Annotated in this window: 8 protein-coding genes; all 8 read left to right on the top strand. The window is 33.9% G+C overall.

Annotated elements, in window-relative coordinates; translation table 11 throughout:
- Positions 1–128 precede the first annotated feature (128 nt).
- The 8 genes from QYS47_RS11720 to QYS47_RS11685 all read left to right on the top strand — a co-directional run bounded on the left by QYS47_RS11720 (position 129) and on the right by QYS47_RS11685 (position 17,918).
- Positions 129–3,206 (top strand): SusC/RagA family TonB-linked outer membrane protein, encoded by a 3,078-nt coding sequence (locus tag QYS47_RS11720; RefSeq protein ID WP_322346315.1) that lies wholly within the window; start codon positions 129–131, stop codon positions 3,204–3,206.
- A gap of 10 nt (positions 3,207–3,216) precedes the next feature.
- Positions 3,217–4,746 (top strand): RagB/SusD family nutrient uptake outer membrane protein, encoded by a 1,530-nt coding sequence (locus tag QYS47_RS11715; RefSeq protein ID WP_322346312.1) that lies wholly within the window; start codon positions 3,217–3,219, stop codon positions 4,744–4,746.
- A gap of 89 nt (positions 4,747–4,835) precedes the next feature.
- The gene (locus QYS47_RS11710; RefSeq protein WP_322346310.1) at positions 4,836–8,171 is read left to right on the top strand and encodes a VCBS repeat-containing protein; all 3,336 of its coding nucleotides are present in this window, start codon (positions 4,836–4,838) and stop codon (positions 8,169–8,171) included.
- 27 nt (positions 8,172–8,198) lie between these two features.
- Positions 8,199–11,534 (top strand): VCBS repeat-containing protein, encoded by a 3,336-nt coding sequence (locus QYS47_RS11705; RefSeq protein WP_322346308.1) that lies wholly within the window; start codon positions 8,199–8,201, stop codon positions 11,532–11,534.
- Between the two features lie 5 nt (positions 11,535–11,539).
- A complete protein-coding gene (locus tag QYS47_RS11700; protein ID WP_322346306.1) occupies positions 11,540–12,877 on the top strand; it encodes a vanadium-dependent haloperoxidase in 1,338 nt (445 codons plus the stop codon).
- Between the two features lies 1 nt (position 12,878).
- Positions 12,879–14,495, top strand: a complete 1,617-nt coding sequence (treF, locus tag QYS47_RS11695; protein ID WP_322346304.1) for an alpha,alpha-trehalase TreF — start codon at positions 12,879–12,881, stop codon at positions 14,493–14,495.
- Between the two features lie 68 nt (positions 14,496–14,563).
- Complete coding sequence (locus QYS47_RS11690; RefSeq protein WP_308356460.1) at positions 14,564–16,246, top strand: sodium:solute symporter; 1,683 nt, start codon at positions 14,564–14,566, stop codon at positions 16,244–16,246.
- Between the two features lie 25 nt (positions 16,247–16,271).
- Positions 16,272–17,918 carry an alpha-glucosidase gene (locus QYS47_RS11685; RefSeq protein ID WP_322346301.1) on the top strand — a complete coding sequence of 549 codons (1,647 nt, stop codon included), beginning with the start codon at positions 16,272–16,274 and terminating at the stop codon, positions 17,916–17,918.
- Positions 17,919–18,124: the final 206 nt, after the last annotated feature.

Genomic DNA, 18,124 nt, shown 5'->3' with positions numbered 1-18,124 from the left:
ATTTTTACATTGATGTTTAATTATTGTTAAACACATTAAATATACAAAGTGTAATGATATAAGTAATAATTGATTTTTATAATTGATTAGCACTTATTGAACAATTAAACGGCTAAATTTAAAAATTCATGAGACACTTTTTACTAATTATCGCAAGTGTATGCTGGTTTTCCCTGGGAAACCTTTATGCACAAGATAGGACAGTTACCGGTACGGTAACAGATTCAAAGACCGGGGAAGGTTTACCTGGCGTTAACGTGTTAGTGGTGGGCACAACAAATGGTGCTACTACTGATTTCGATGGGAATTATAAACTATCTGTACCCTCAGATGCTAAGTTGAAATTCTCTTACATTGGTTACAAACCACAAACAATTGATGTGGGAAGTAGAAGTGTAGTAAATGTTAAGCTAGAGGAAGATGTTGAACAGCTTTCTGAGGTTGTAGTAGTAGGTTATGGCCAAGTGGAGGCTAGAGATGCTACTGGAGCGGTAGAAAGAGTATCGGCAAAAGACTTTAACGGTGGTGTAATTGCTTCACCAGAGCAATTAATCCAGGGGAAATCTGCCGGTGTTCAAATTACTTCAGCAAGTGGTGAGCCTGGTGCAGGTGTAAACATTCGTATCAGAGGTACATCATCGGTTAGAAATGGTAATAATCCACTATTTGTAGTAGACGGTATTCCATTATCTGGTGATGATATTACAGCTGGGGGATTAGATGTAGGTAGTGGAACATCATCACCTAGAAATCCATTAAACTTTTTAAATCCAAACGATATTGAAAGTATCGATATCCTGAAGGATGCATCAGCAACTGCAATTTATGGAGCCAGAGGTGCAAATGGTGTGGTTTTAATTACCACTAAAAGTGGTTCTGGTGCTCAAAATAATTTCAATTATGGTTCATCAGTAAGTTTTGCAACACCTGCAAATAAGTTTGATCTGTTAACTGCTGATGAATATTTGTCTGCATTGCCAGATTATGGAGCAAGTGCTAGTGAATTAGATTTTGGAGATGCAACTGATTGGCAAGATGAGATTACTCGAACTGCTATTTCTCATAAGCACGATTTATCTTACTCTAATGCTTATGAGTCTGGTAATTATAGAGTATCTGCTGGTTATGAAAATCAACAGGGGGTTATTCAAAACTCTGCAATGGAGAGACTCAATGCAAGATTAAATTTAAGTCAAAGATTCTTAGATGATAAATTAACATTTGGTGCTCAGGTAACTTTATCAAGAATCAATGATGTTGCTCCTCCAATCACGAATAATGCCGGTTTTGAAGGAGATTTATTAGGTGCCGCTTATATTGCTAATCCTACTCTTCCTGCTGATCCTGAAAATCAAATCGCAGGATTAAGAAATCCTTTATCAATGTTAGAATATAATCTTGATGAGGCTCAAACGAATAGAGCTTTAATTAATCTTTCATTAGATTATGATATTACCAGCGATTTAAATTTCAGAATTAACACTGGTTTTGACAATTCTAATTCTGTTCGTAATCAAGCAGTTTCTCCAGAGTTAAATATCGGTACTTCTTTCCAACAAGGTAGAGCAGGTATTGCAACTGTTGAAACAAGCAGTAATCTTCTTGAAGCTTTATTAACTTACGATAAGAAATTAGGAGAAGGCAATATTAATGTATTAGCTGGTTACTCTTACCAAGAGTTTAACAGAAGCGGTAATACTTTGCAAGGATTTGGATTCAATACATCTGACATGAACAATATGATTTCTGATTTAGAATCAGCGGGTAACTCAGTAAGAGGTGCAATTTCTGGTGCTTATCAGCAATTTGGTTACGATCCAGGAAATGATCAGTTCTTTGTAAATAGATTAGAATCAGGTTCTGAAGATTTATCTGCTAGACCATCTATTCCTGTAAATGCAGTTGTTGAAGATATATTCGCAAATAAAAATGAATTACAATCTTATTTTGGACGTATAAACTATAATGTTAAGGACAAATATTTATTCACTGCCACTTTAAGAGCTGATGGTTCAACAAGATTCGGAGGTAACAACAAATATGGTATTTTCCCTTCAGCTGCATTAGCATGGAGAATATCAGATGAGTCATTTATTCCTGAATCTATTTATGATTTAAAATTAAGAGCAGGATATGGTGTTACTGGTAATCAGGAAATCCCTCATAACCTTCACCAAAGAAGACAAGATTATGGTGATATAGGATTTAATGATGGTGGTCAAATTATCAGACCAGGATTATCAACCGTTGCTTTTGATAATGAAGATCTAAGATGGGAAGAAACAGCACAAACCAACATTGGTTTAGATTATGGATTCTTAAATGGTAGATTAAGTGGTAGCTTAGATTTCTATAATAAAACTACTACTGATTTATTAATTCAAGTTACATCTGCACAACCAGCACCACAACCCTTTACTTGGTTTAACCTTGATGCTAATGTGATTAACAGAGGGGTTGAATTTGCATTAGACTATGTGATTTTGGATGAAGCTGATTTCACTTGGAACTTTGGGTTCAATGTATCTTATAATAATAATGTTGTGGAAGATTACGAAGGATCTATCGATACTGGTGAAATTTCAGGACAAGGTTTAACGGGTGCATTTGCTCAACGTATCACAGGAGGACAGCCATTATTCGCTTACTATTTAAGAGATTTTGCAGGATATAATGCTGAAGGTGTTGCTCAATATAATGATGGTGATTTTCAACAGTTTCTTGGATTTAGCCCAATACCAAAATATAACTTAGGTATCAATACAACCGCTAGATATAAAAACTTTGATTTAAATATTTATATGAATGGTCAGTATGGTCATTACATATACAATAATACAGCAAATGCATTTTTTACTGCAGGAGCTTTAGGTAATGGTAGAAATGTAACTTCAGATGTATTAACTTCTGGAGAATCTGCGATAAACGCACCAGACGTTTCAACAAGGTTCTTAGAATCAGGTGACTTTTTACGTTTACAAAACCTAGCATTAGGTTATAATTTTGATCTAGCGGATGATGGATTTATTAGCGCTTTAAGAGTGTATGCTAATGCTCAGAATTTATTTGTAATTACTGATTATTCTGGTATTGATCCAGAGGTTAATGTTAATAAGTCTTTGAATGGAGTACCATCTTTAAATATTGATTATACTTCTTTTCCTAGACCGCGAACTTATACAATAGGTTTAAACGTTACATTCTAAAATACAAGTCATGAAGAATATAAAATTATTATTATTAGGTTTATCAGTAGTGGCGTTTAGCTGTACTGATTTAGAAGTTGAGGAATTAGATTCCGTTGTAGTGGATTCACCTTCTGGAGACTTTAGTGGGGTTGATCCAGCGGCTAACTTAACAAATGCATATGTTGCCACAGCTAACTCATTAGGTAGCCAAGATAACACATATGCTTTAATGGAAGTGTCTTCTGATGCTCAATTAGTTCCTACTAGAGGTACTGACTGGGGAGATAATGGTGTTTGGAGAACATTGCACCAACACACATGGGATGCTACTCACCAATTTGTATTAAATGGATGGAATAATCAGAATTCAAATGTATTTACATTAAACCAGATTATTGCACCTGAATCAAATGCAAGTCCTCAGCAATTAGCGGAAGCTAAGTTTTTAAGAGCTTTAAATGTGATGTTGATTTTAGATTTATGGGGTCAGGTTCCATTTAGAGCAGCAAATGATGGTCCAGATGTACTACCTGATGTATTAAGTAGAGAAGAAGCAGTAGCTTTAATTGAAGAAGATTTAAGTAATACTACTATTGAAAATCTACCAGATATTGGTCCTGGTAATGATGCGGAAATTTTGAGAGCATCTAAAGCATCTGCTCATTTTCTTAGAGCTAAGTTTTATTTAAACAAGCATATCTTTTTAGGAAACCCGTCTGGTTCTGCACCTGATAATGCAGATATGGATAGAGTAATTGAAGCTGTTGATGCTGTAACTGCAGCAGGTTTCTCACTAGAAGAAGATTATTTCGAAATCTTTGATCCAGCTCCAGATAATGAGTCAATTTTCACATTAGAAAGAGATGCTGGTGGTAGAATCTGGAATGGTTTGCATTATAACCATAACGAATTCGAAGGTAACGCTGGTGGTGGATGGAATGGATTCTGTACTACTGCTGAATTCTATGCTATGTTTGAAGGACCTGAAAGTAATGCTGAAGGTTCTGGTCAAGAGTTGAGAAGAGGATATGTTCCAGAAGATAGCTTAGGTTTTGGTTTCTTAGTAGGTCAACAGTATGACTTTTCTGGAGATCCATTAACTACTAGAAATGGTGATCCTTTAGTATTCTCTGCTGAATTGCCAGGTCTTGCTGGTAATGGTGAAGCTACTGGTATTAGAATGTTGAAATATCACCCATCGAATGGTGGAGCATTCCCTAATCGTCAGATTTTATTTAGATACGCTGATGCAGTATTAATGAAGGCTGAAGCTGAATTGTGGAAAGGTAATACTGGTACTGCTCTTCAAATTGTAAATGATCTCCGAGAAGTAAGAGAAGCTTCTCCATTAACAAGCTTAGATGCTGATGAAATGTTAGCAGAAAGAGGTAGAGAGCTTTACATAGAGTTCTGGAGAAGACAAGATCAAATCAGATTCGGAACCTTTACGGATACTTGGTCTTACAAAGACAATACTGAAGAATTTAGAGTATTATTCCCAATACCTAATTTAGCAATCAGTACTAACCCGAATTTACAGCAAAATCCAGGTTATTAATATATTTGATAAATTTGTAAAAAGGGTAACGGATTATTTTCCGTTATCCTTTTTTTATACATTTATGGTTATAAAAAACCTCTGATTATATGTATAGAATCAATCTATTTTTTATTACTTCTTTATTCATAACTTTTCTTTTTTTCGGCTGTAATGATTCAAATCAACAGGAATCAATTCAATCAAAAACGAATTCCACTTTTGTACTTCTAGATTCAACTCATACTGGTATTTCATTTTTAAACAGGGTTGAAAATAAAGATAACTTTAACATTTTCTCTTATCGTAATTTCTACAATGGAGGAGGGGTTGGCATTATTGATATCAATAATGATGGCCTTCAAGATATTTTATTTACTGGAAATCAGGTAAGTAATAGATTATACTTAAATAAAGGAAATTTTCAATTCGAAGACATTACTGATAAAGCAGGTATCAAAGGCTATGGTGGCTGGAGTACAGGTGTTAGCATTGTTGATATTAATCAAGATGGTTTTAAAGATATATACATCAGTAATGCTGGGTATGAGGCAGATCAAAAACCCTTCAATGAATTATTTATCAATAATGGAGATAATACCTTCACAGAAAAAGCCAAAGAATATGGATTAGATGATGATGGGTATTCTACCCACGCTGCTTTTTTTGATTATGATGGAGATGGAGACTTAGACGTTTATATTCTCAACAATTCATTTATTCCAGTAAATACTTTAAATAATAGTAATAAAAGAGATCTTTATGCTGAAGATTGGAATGTAAAAGACTTTGTAAAAGGAGGGGGAGATAAACTATTAAGAAATGATAACGGAAACTTTATTGATGTAAGTAAAGAGGCGGGAATTTATGGTTCTTTAATTGGTTTTGGACTTGGAGTAACGGTTGGTGACATTAATGGAGATCAATTGCAGGATATTTATGTATCGAATGACTTTTTTGAAAGAGATTATATCTACATCAATCAAGGAGACGGAACTTTTTCAGAAGATAGTAAAAAGTGGATGGGGCATATGAGCTTGGCTTCTATGGGAGCTGATTTAGCCGATATTAATAATGATGGTTATCCAGAAATATTTACAACTGAAATGATTCCTGAAACAGACCAGTTGATAAAGCAGAAATTGCAATTCGAAGATTTTAATACTTACCAACTTAAATTAAGAAGAGATTTTTATCACCAGTACATGCATAATGCACTACAACTTAATACGGGTGAATCATTCCAAGAAATTGCTTGGTATGCCAATGTCGCTCAGTCTGATTGGAGTTGGGGAGCACTTATGTTTGACGCAAACATGGATGGCTTAAATGATATTTTCGTTTGTAATGGGGTATATCAAGATGTAACCGATGCAGACTTCATGGATTTCTTCGCAAATGAAGTAGTGCAAAAAATGGTCCTTACAGGCAAAAAGGATAAAATGGAAGATGTGCTAAAAAAGATGCCTAGTAATGCGCAAATCAATAAACTTTTCATAAATACTGGAGACTTACAATTTGATGATAGAGAAAAGGAAATGGGCCTTGGCCAAAAAACATTTTCCAATGGCGCAGCTTATGCAGATTTAAACAATGATGGCAGCCTTGACCTTATTGTGAATAATTTAAATCAACTTTCCAGTATTTATAAAAGCAATGCCAAAACTGATAGTACACATTTTTTGAAAGTAGCACTAGCTTATCAAAAACCTAATATTGATGGAATAGGAACAAAGGTTCAGCTGTATGCTGATGGTAATCAATTTTATAGACAAATGATGCCAAGCAGAGGTTTCCAATCTTCAGTAGATTATAATTTACATTTCGGATTAGGTTCAATCAATTCGATTGATTCTATTAAAATTACTTGGCCTAATAATTTAATTAGCGCAATATATAATGCACCAATTGATACTCTATTGAATATTCAATTTGAATCCTTAGATAAACTAGAGCAGGCAGTTCCAGGAAAGATGTCAATAAATTCTGAAGAATACTTCACTCAAGTAAATCATGATTTTATAAGTCATGAAGAAGATCAGCATGTTGATTATTATTATGAAGGTTTAATCATGAGAATGCTTTCTAAGGAAGGACCAGTTCATGAAGTGCTTGATTTAGACGGTGATGGCTTAGAAGATGTAGTGATAGGAGGTGCAAAAGGTCAAAATACACAGTTATATTTCCAACGTAATAATGGCAGTTTTCAACAGCAAAATTTAGAAGATAATGAATTTGAAGTAACTGCAATTCATGCTTTTGATGCAAATCAAGATGGAAGATTAGATTTATACTTTGGATATGGTGGGAATTTTCAATCAAAGGATTACCCAGTATATCATGATAAACTATATGTTCAGTCATCAATTAGATCATTTAAAATCAAAGAAAATTCCATACCAGAGACAGGAAATAATACATCAGTAGTATTGAGTTTTGATTATGATGAAGATGGAGACCAGGATTTATTTATTGGAAGTAGATCCGTGCCCCAAGAATATGGACAAAGTCCTAAAAGTTATTTACTCGAAAATGATGGGAATGGAATTTTTAAAGATATGACCATCAGAAGAGCCAAAGAGTTAGATGGTTTAGGGATGGTTACTGATGCAGTTTTAGTTGATTTGAATAAAAATGGAAATCAAAATTTGATAATTGTAGGAGAATGGATGGGTATTGAAATATTCGAGATTGAAGGTAGACAAATTAAGAAAGTTGAAAATAAAGAACTATCCAATTCTAAAGGTTGGTGGAATACAGTTAAAACTGGAGATTTTAATAATGATGGCTTGATGGATCTAGTGGTGGGGAACAGAGGTGATAATTTCTATTTTTCAGCTACTAATGAGCTGCCAGTAAAAATATGGCTTGAAGATTTTGACTCAAATGGAGACCGAGACAAAATATTGACTAGGACTATTGGAGGTAGAGATATGCCAATACAACAAAAGGGTGAAATGATTAGTCAATTACCAGCATTGAAAAAGCAGAATTTGAAATACGAAGACTACAGTAAAAAGTCTATACAAGAATTACTAGGTAATGAGGTGATTCAAAATGCTGATTATAAAGAAGTCAATACATTCCGAACTAAAATATTGATCAATAAAGGTGGCGGTAGTTTCAGTGAAGCTCAACTCCCAGCTCAAGTTCAATTTTCTGCCATACATTCTATTCAGCTTTTAGACATTAATAAGGATGGTTATCTTGATTTAATATTAGCAGGTAACGAAAGTGATTTTAAACCACAATTTGGAAAATTAGATGCGAATGATGGGTTAATTTTATTCGGTGATGGTAAAGGTAATTTTGCCCTTAATTCTAAGCTTAAGAGTCTAATGATTGATGGGAATGTGAGAGATATGAATTTAATTTCAATTCAAGGTCAAGAACATCTACTCATTGGCAGAAATAATGATACTTCGATCTTATTCAAAATGAATTAAATAATGATTAAAAATCTAAATAGACATATGATTAGATTTATCAAAAGTTCAAAATTACATACTGTACTATCACTACTCTTTTTAGTTTTTATATCATCTTGTTCCAATTCAGATGATTCCTATTTTGAGTTATTGGATTCTAATCAAACAGGATTAAACTTTGAAAATAATCTAGAGCAAACTACTGAGTTTTCTTTTTTTGATTATATGTATTTCTACAATGGTGGGGGTGTTGCAGCAGCTGATTTTAATAACGATAATTTAGTAGATGTATTTTTCACCTCTAATATGGGTGAGAATAAGTTATTCTTAAACCAAGGCAATTTTAAATTTAAGGATGTCAGTGATCGAGCTGGAATTAAAGGAGAGGGATATTGGTCGACAGGAGCTTCTGTGGTTGATATTAACCAAGATGGATTGTTAGACATTTATGTAAATGTAGTAGGTGATCATGAAGTATTAAAAGGAACCAATCAATTATTTATATGTAAGAAAATTGAAAATGGTATTCCTGTTTTTGAAGATGAGGCTATTGCTTATGATTTAGATTTTGCAGGATTTGGTACACAAGCAGCATTTGCCGACTTTGACAAAGATGGTGATTTAGACCTCTTCCAGTTGAATCACAGTATTCATCAAAATGGTACTTTCGGCAAAAGGACTGACTTTAAAGGTGAAATTAGCGATGTAGCAGGAGATAAGTATTTTAGAAATGACAATGGGAAATTTGTAAATGCAACTCGAGAAAGTGGTATTAATAGTTCAGTAATTGGTTATGGATTAGGAGTTGTAGTGGGAGATGTTAATAATGATGGCTATCCTGATATCTACGTTGGGAACGACTTCCATGAAAATGATTATCTCTACATTAACCAAGGAAATGGAACATTCAAGGAAAGCTTAACTGAACAAATAAATCATACAAGTAGATTTTCAATGGGAGTAGACATGGCTGATATTAATAATGACTCCTACAATGACATCATTTCTTTAGACATGCTTCCTTATGATCCTCAAATCCTGAAAAGTAGTTTAGGAGAAGACGCTTTTGATGTATATAGATTCAAAAAGACCTTTGGCTATAATGATCAATTTGCTAGAAATAATCTCCAATTGAATAATCAAAATGGAACATTCAGTGAAATCGCATTATACGCGGATGTTTATGCAAGTGATTGGTCTTGGGCTCCCTTATTTATGGATTTTGATAATAATGGGGATAAGGATCTTTTCATTTCTAACGGTATTCCTAGAAGAATGAATGATATTGATTATATGAATTTCATGAATTCAAATGAGGATCAAAGGATGAAAACACAAATGGGAATGGTGGATAAGGAAGATCTTCAGATTGTAGAGAAAATGCCTAAAATCAAGCTTCCTAATCGATTTTATTCTAATAATGCTGATTTAACATTTAATGATATCAGTGAATCAGTAACAAATAATAAATCATCTTATTCAAATGGAGCGGTTTATGCTGATTTAGATAATGATGGCGATTTAGATATTATTGTCAATAATTTAGAAGATAAACCCTTTATTTATAAGAATAACAGTATTGAAAAAGGGATTAGTGGAACTTATTTGCAGCTGCAATTAACTGGCTATAAAGGTAATATTAATGCAATTGGAAGTAGGGTTATAGTTAGATTAAAAAATGGCAAAACATTGAGCTATGAGTACTATCCGGTAAAAGGTTTTCAAAGTTCAGTACTGGATGATTTTCATATAGCAATAGGAGATAGTACTCAGCTCAATAAGATTCAACTGATCTGGCCAAATGGTAAATCTCAAGACATTAGTACCTTAAAAATGAACAGCTTACATCAGATATCCTATTCTGATGAGCTAGGTTCCTATGATTTTTCTACGCTCAGAAAATCAAATTATAATTATAGAGCTGTAGAAATACAGGATTCATTAGGGATTGATATAGTTCATGAAGAAAATCAATTAGTTGAATTTATCAGAGAACCCTTAATGCCTCATATGGTTTCTACAGAAGGCCCTGCTTTAGCGGTTGCCGATATAAATGGTGATGGTTTAGAGGATTTTTTCTTTGGATCATCGAAGCGAGTGCCTAGTCAAATTTGGATTCAACAAGAATCAGGACAATTCATTAAATCAGATCAGCATTTCATTCAAAATGATAGTGTATTTGAAGATGTTGATGCAGTTTTTGCAGATGTTGATAATGATGGAGATCAGGATCTACTAATAGCCTCTGGTGGGAACGAATACAAAGCCAATTCAGAATATACTGCTCAAAGACTTTATTTAAATGATGGTTCAGGGGTATTCTCTGAAAAATATACTTTTGAAGGAAGTAATATGACAGCTTCTACAGTTATTGTGGGTGATTATAATGATGATGGATTTCAAGATGTGTTTTTTGGAGGGAGAGCTGTTCCTTATGGATATGGCTTGAATCCAGGTTCTAAACTCTATTTTAATAATCAAGATGCAACATTTAGCTTGGTAAATGATGATTCTGCTCCCTTTTTAAACAGCCTTGGAATGCTAACAGATGCAACATCAGCTGATGTTAATGGTGATGGTAAACTGGATATAGTTTTAGCAATAGAATGGGAGCCTATTCAAGTGATGTTCAATTTAGGGAATGGATTTGAATTGAAATCCATAAGTTCAGAAAGTGGATGGTGGAATACAGTAATGGCTGAAGATTTTAACAGAGATGGTACTCTAGATATTATAGCAGGAAATGTAGGTGAAAATTCAAGGTTTAAGCCAAGCAAGGAAGAGCCTGTTAATTTATATTTAAAAGATTTTGATGGGAATGGACAAAATGATCCTATTTTGACTTATTTCTTAAAAGGAAAAGAAATCCCCTTTGCTAATCATGCTGAATTATTGAAACAATTGCCTTATTTGAAAAAAGAATGGAAATATGCACAGGATTTTTCAAGGGCCAGTCTTGAAGGCATATTTGGAAGTGATCAGTTAGAATCTGCTAAAAAGCTTTCAGCTAATGACTTTTCAAGTTATTTATATTTAAATAAAGGAAATAAAGGTTTTGAAGCTAAAAAGTTACCAATGGAACTTCAGATTTCTACTTTGAATGCAGTAGAGATAGTCAGTAAAGGAAAATCCACAAAGCCGGAACTATTAGGTGCTGGTAATTTTTATGAGAATAACATTGAAATGGGAAAGTATGATGCTCAGTATGGTACTGTATTTTCATTTCAGGATTCTACTTTTACTATTAAAAGTGTCAGAGATTTGAAACTTGATAGTCAGGTGAGAAACATCAAGTCGATAAAAATTAAGGGTAAGACCTTGCTACTTGTGGCATCAAACAATAGTGAATTTAAATTAATAGAATTAACAACTGATAATTAATAGTGATGAAGCGTATATTTTTAATCTTTCTTATTTCGGCAGGAATAATTTTTTCATGCTCTGAAAAGCCTCATCAAAAAACAAAGGTAGAGGCTGCAGACTTGCATTCCCTGATGCAAAAAGTAACAGATATTACTGTTCACGACATTTTTTCACCTCCTGTAGCGAGCAGAGTATATGTTTATCCTTCGATAGTTACCTATGAAGTTTTGGCTACTAATGATTCAAGCTATAAATCTTTAGGGGGTCAGCTTAATGGTTTAACTCCTATTCCAAATTATACCAATGAGGAGGTTAATATTGATATTGCCAGTATATATGCTAATTATTTAACCTCAAAAATGCTGATTTTTTCCGAGGATATGTTAGAAGAATGGTTAGCAGAGTGGAAGTTGAAACTTAAAGAAAGGGGATTGACAGAAGCGGAATGGGAAGCGTCAATTGCTTACGGTAAGCTAGTTCACGAGCACATAAAGGCTTGGGCTAATGAAGATAATTATAAAGAAACTAGAACAATGGCTAAACATCCCTTAAGTGATAAGCCAAATCATTGGGAGCCTACACCGCCTGCTTATATGGCTGCTATTGAACCGCATTGGAATAAAATTAGGACATTCGTTTTAGATAGTGCAGATCAGTTTGTTCCTCAACCTCCATATCAATTCAGCATGGAGAAAGGTAGTCCATTTTATAAAGAGATTATGGAAGTGTATGAGGTAGTTAAAAATGCTAACTCTGAGGAGAAGGAAATTGCTTCTTTTTGGGATTGTAATCCTTATGTGATGAATGTAACAGGCCATGTTATGTTCGCGACTAAAAAAATAACTCCTGGTGGACATTGGATGGGAATCACAAAAATAGCAGCTAAAGCACATGATTCTGATTTAATGGAAAGTAGTTATGCTTATGCAAAAACAACAATTGCTCTTGCAGATGCTTTTATTGCTTGTTGGGATGAGAAATATAGGTCTAATTTAATAAGGCCTGAGACCATCATCAATAGAAGAATTGATGAAGATTGGACCCCAACTTTACAAACTCCCCCTTTTCCTGAATATACGAGTGGTCATAGTGTGATTTCTACAGCTGCAGCTAATGCTTTGACTGATGTTTATGGTGATAATTTTCATTTTGTAGACAGTACTGAACAAAAATATGGCTTACCATCTAGAGAATTTGATTCATTTATGGAAGCTTCCAGAGAGGCTGCTATGAGTAGATTATATGGAGGAATTCACTACCGTAAGGCCATTGAAGAAGGTATTTGGCAAGGTCAGCAAGTTGCACAGGAGATTAGAAAAAAAATAACTTTTAGAGAAAATAATTCAATAGCAATTAAATAAGATGAAAAAATATCCTAACTATTTCAGTCTTTTATTTTTACTATTATTAATCACTTTTTCATGCGATGAAATACCTGAGAATGAGGTTAAGATTAGTAATGAAAAAGAAGATTTTCTAGAATTTTATGATTCTGAATTATTTAAAAGAGTTCAATTAGAAGGCGTATTTGAAGATTCGAAGACCTTCGTTGATTGTACTCCAAAGTCTGATTTTAAGAAAATTAGAATCAGTTACATGGCTGAAAAGAAAAGGAAGGATTTTGATCTTGAAAAATTTGTTTTGAAGCATTTTGAACTTCCTGAAAATCCACAATCAAATTTTAGTTCAGATGATTCAAAGGATATGTATGAACATATTGAGAGTTTATGGCCAGTTTTAACAAGGCCAGCTGACTCTGTAAATAAATCATCTTTAATACCATTACCAAATCCATATATAGTACCAGGAGGAAGGTTTAGAGAAATTTATTATTGGGATTCTTATTTTACTATGCTTGGTCTTAAAGCATCTGGGAAGGATGAACTAGCAATAAATATGTTAGATAATTTTGCATTTCTTATTGATAGCTTAGGTTTTATTCCAAATGGAAATAGAATTTATTATTCAGGAAGAAGTCAACCACCTTTTTTTGCTTTGATGGTTGATGAACTTACTAGCGATAACCGTTCTCAATTTATTTCTTACTTACCTTATTTAACCCAAGAGTATAATTTTTGGATGAGAAATAGCAATCAATTAACTGCCGAAAATCCAGCATCCAAAAGAGTTGTTTTATTAGAAGATGATATCGTTTTAAATCGATATTTCGATGAATATGCAAAGCCTAGACCCGAATCATTTAAGGAAGATTATGAGCTTGTTAAAAATAATAATTTAGATTCGGTAAAAGCTTATCGTGATTTAAGAGCAGGAGCAGAATCAGGTTGGGATTATAGCAGCAGATGGTTTGCTTCTCCACAGCAAATGAGTACTATCCAGACCACGGATATTATCCCAGTTGACTTAAATGTATTATTATATTTCCTTGAAATTAAAATTGCGCAAGCTTATAACTGGGATGAGCTATTAGATAGTGCTGATTATTACCTCAAGAAAGCTAATTCCAGAAAACAGGCGATTAATAGTTTATTATGGGATGAATCTAATAAAAGGTATGCAGATTATAATTATAAGGATAACGAGCATACTGATGTTTTGAGTATGGCTACAGCCTATCCGTTATTCGCTAAAATTGCTCCAAAGGATAAGGCTAGAATGGTATTAAAGCAAGTTAAAGATAGCTTATTGTTAGATGGAGGATTAGTAAGCACTACCAATGAAACAGGTCAGCAATGGGATTATCCTAATGCCTGGGCTCCATTGCAATGGATAGGGGTAAATTCTTTCTTCAATTACGGTCAGCATGAAGAAGGTTTGGATATAATCAACAGATGGTTAAGCTTAAATGAAAAGGTTTACAGAGAGACTGGAAAGATGATGGAAAAATATAATGTAGCTGATACCAGCTTACAAGCAGGCGGTGGAGAATATCCTTTACAAGATGGTTTTGGATGGACAAATGGCGTTGCTGTAGCTATGAAGAAGATTTTGGAAGAAAAGGAAGCAGTTGTAGAATAAAGAAATAGTGAAAGATGAAAATTTGAAGGGATTGGCATGAAATGAATTTTAATTAAATCTATGGAAAGATGAAAGAAATCGGTTTAAGCCTTATTGATGGTGGTATTATAATAGTTTATCTAGTTGGTATCATTTGGTATGGTATTAAAAAAGGAAAACAAAAAACATCAGAAGATTACTTTTTAGCAGGTAGAAACATGATATGGCCCATAGTAGGGATATCATTATTTGCAGCGAATATAGGAAGTAATACATTAATTGGTTTAACATCCGAAGCTTACAATACAAATCTGGCTGTCTACAATTATGAATGGATGGCTGCGGTAGTACTAGTTTTCTTTGCCATTTTCTTCTTGCCTTTTTATTTGAGATCGAAGGTATATACTATGCCTGAATTTTTAGAAAGAAGATACGACAGTAGATCACGATATTATTTCTCTTCAATTACTATTATAGGCAACGTAATTATAGATACAGCCTCTGGTTTATATGCGGGTAATTTGATATTGAAAATCATTTTCCCTGAATTAGATTCTACTATTATTATTTTAATATTGGCGGCTGCGGCAGCTGCTTATACTATTCCAGGGGGATTATCCTCTGTGGTTCATACTGAGGTAATTCAAGCTTTACTGTTATTCGCAAGTTCAATGGTGTTGACCTATTTCTGTTTTTCTGAAGTGGGGGGTTGGTCAGGTATGATGGCAGGTTTGGAAAGCATACAACCACAGGGCAAAAACCCAGATGAAATTTTGAGCTTAGTTCGTCCACTTGAGAGCGAATATATGCCTTGGACAGGTTTGTTATTTGGTGTACCTCTACTTGGATTTTATTTTTGGGCGAATAATCAATTTATGGTTCAGCGTGTACTTAGTGCAAAGGACATTAATCATGGTAGGTGGGGAGCTATCTTTGCAGGTTTATTAAAGCTTCCCGTGTTATTCTTCATGGTAATACCAGGTATTATTGCAATCGTTATTTTCTCAGGAATGGATATCAGCCCATTGAATTATTATATGAAGACCGATGCTGGTGAGGTTTTATGCACTAATCTTGCAGATTGTCCGAACATGACTTATCCATTATTAATCTACAGCTTACTACCTACTGGCTTATTAGGTATAGTGATAGCTGGTTTATTAGCAGCGATGTCCTCTAGTATTAGTGCTACACTTAATTCATCCTCCACACTTATCACAATGGATTTTGTAAGAAGTATAAAACCTGATATGAGCAGTAAGCAATTAGTGAGAACAGGTCAAATTGCCACTTTGGTTTTGGTATTATTAGCAGCATTGTGGGCACCTCAGATTGATAGGTTTGGTTCCTTATTCGATTATTTACAAATCATTTTAGGATTAATTGCACCCCCAATAGTAGCAGTATTCCTAATGGGCTTATTTTGGAAGCGTGCAAATGGTCATGGAGCTATTGCCGGATTAATAGGAGGATTCATGATTTCGGTCTTCATTATTTTATCGAGTGTGTTCGATTTAGTGCCTGCACTAAATGATATTCATTATCTTCATAAAGCACCTTTATTGATGCTAGCAGTAATGCTTATACAAATCATAGTGAGTTTAATGACTGCTCCTCCTGCAGCTGAAAAAACTGATGATATGGTTTGGTCAATTCAAATATTTAGAGCCGAAACAAAAGAGCTTGAAGGCTTGCCTTGGTATAAAAACTACAGAGTATTGTCATTGCTTTTACTTATTGTGACAGCTGCAATTGTCATTTGGTTCTGGTAATAACTAAAAAAAGAATTAATTATTTATGACTTGGTGGAAAGAAGCTATAGTTTATCAAATTTATCCGAGAAGTTTTAAAGACAGTAATGATGATGGTATAGGTGATTTACCTGGCATCATTAGCAAATTGGATTATATAAAATCTATTGGAGTTGATGTAGTTTGGCTGTGCCCCATATATCAATCACCTAATGATGATAATGGTTATGATGTAAGTGATTATAGAGAAATCATGACTGATTTTGGTGAAATGTCAGACTTTGACAAGCTCCTTAATGGTATACATGATAGGGGGATGAAATTGATCATGGATATTGTCCCTAATCATACATCTGACGAGCATAGATGGTTCAAAGCTTCTGCCGAAAGTGAAGATAATCCATATCGTGACTATTATATTTGGAGAAAATCAGAAGATGGTAATCTACCCAATAATTGGCCGTCTTTTTTTTCTGGTAATGCTTGGGAATATAGTAAAGAGACAGATGCTTATTACCTTCATTTGTTCTCAAAAAAGCAACCTGATCTAAATTGGGAAAACCCTAAAGTGAGGCAGGAGATTTATGATATCATGCATTTTTGGTTTAAAAAAGGAATAGATGGCTTCAGAATGGATGTAGTAAGTCTCATTTCCAAAAAACCTGGTTTACCAAGTTCAAAATCGAATGTGTTTACAGAAATCATCTCAGATTATTATGCAAACGGACCTAAAGTTCATGAGTATTTAAAAGAAATGAACCAAGAGGTTTTGCAACATTATGATTGCATGACTGTAGGCGAAGGGCCAGGTATAACATTAGATAATGCGCTTAATTATGTGGGGAAAGATAGAGGTGAATTAAATATGATATTTCACTTTGGTCATATGTATATTGACAATGGACCAGGGGGTAAGTATGATCCCATCCCTTATGATTTGGTAGATATGAAAAAGGTATTTAACCAATGGGATGAAAAACTTAAAGATAAAGGCTGGGGAAGTATATTTTTAGGGAATCATGACTTTCCTAGAATTGTATCTCGTTTCGGGGATGATGGAAAGTATTGGAAAAAATCTGCTAAACTTCTTTCAACGCTTTTATTAAGTATGAGAGGAACTCCTTATATTTTTCAAGGGGATGAAATTGGAATGACCAATGTGGCCTTCGAATCTATTGATGATTATCAGGATATTGAAACCTTAAATAGCTGGAGGGATGCAATGGAAAAAGGAAGTGATCCTGAAAAATTCATGGAATTGGTTCACCAACAAAGTAGAGATAATGCAAGAACCCCATTTCAATGGAATAGTGAATCGAATGCTGGATTCAGTGATGCGAAGCCATGGTTGAAAGTGAATGATAACTTTGAATTAATAAATGCTGAGAGTCAGGAGGAAGATCCTGATTCTGTATTGAATTTCTACAGGAATATGATTTCCGTTAGAAAGAAAAATCCAACATTAGTTCATGGTGATTATAAATGTTATTTAGTGGAGGATCCTGAGTTATTTATTTTCAATAGATGGGATGAACATCATAATTATTGGGTTTTGCTAAATTTATCTGATAAGCATAATTCAGTTTCAATTAGCTTGCCAAATGACATCCAGTTATTGATAGATAATTACCAAGAGACGAATGAAATAAATAAGCTCAGACCATGGGAATCAAAAATCTTTAAAGTAAAGTAATTTCATATTGGTTTTAGAAAAGTTTTTTTACCGTTTACAAAACCAATCTTTTGTTTTTGATGAATTAGCTCTAATTTCCGTCAATGGAAAACGAAAAAGACTTTGAGGACAATCATCCACCAGTTTTAGGAAAGTGGAGTAGATTCTATTGGCTATTGATCATTGTATTGACTAGTCTAATCATTTTGTTTTATTCTATAACCCAA

Origin of the sequence: Marivirga arenosa, from assembly GCF_030503875.2 — a bacterium.
GTDB classification, from domain to species: domain Bacteria; phylum Bacteroidota; class Bacteroidia; order Cytophagales; family Cyclobacteriaceae; genus Marivirga; species Marivirga arenosa.
The sequence above is the reverse complement of the archived record's forward strand: the minus strand, read 5'-3'. Positions and strand labels throughout refer to the sequence as shown.

Excerpts from the sequence above, each read along its gene's own strand:
- QYS47_RS11700 (WP_322346306.1), top strand. The coding sequence starts at position 11,540 with ATGAAGCGTATATTTTTAATCTTTCTTATTTCGGCAGGAATAATTTTT.
- QYS47_RS11705 (WP_322346308.1), top strand. The coding sequence starts at position 8,199 with ATGATTAGATTTATCAAAAGTTCAAAATTACATACTGTACTATCACTA.
- treF (WP_322346304.1), top strand. The coding sequence starts at position 12,879 with ATGAAAAAATATCCTAACTATTTCAGTCTTTTATTTTTACTATTATTA.
- QYS47_RS11690 (WP_308356460.1), top strand. The coding sequence starts at position 14,564 with ATGAAAGAAATCGGTTTAAGCCTTATTGATGGTGGTATTATAATAGTT.
- QYS47_RS11710 (WP_322346310.1), top strand. The coding sequence starts at position 4,836 with ATGTATAGAATCAATCTATTTTTTATTACTTCTTTATTCATAACTTTT.
- QYS47_RS11715 (WP_322346312.1), top strand. The coding sequence starts at position 3,217 with ATGAAGAATATAAAATTATTATTATTAGGTTTATCAGTAGTGGCGTTT.
- QYS47_RS11720 (WP_322346315.1), top strand. The coding sequence starts at position 129 with ATGAGACACTTTTTACTAATTATCGCAAGTGTATGCTGGTTTTCCCTG.
- QYS47_RS11685 (WP_322346301.1), top strand. The coding sequence starts at position 16,272 with ATGACTTGGTGGAAAGAAGCTATAGTTTATCAAATTTATCCGAGAAGT.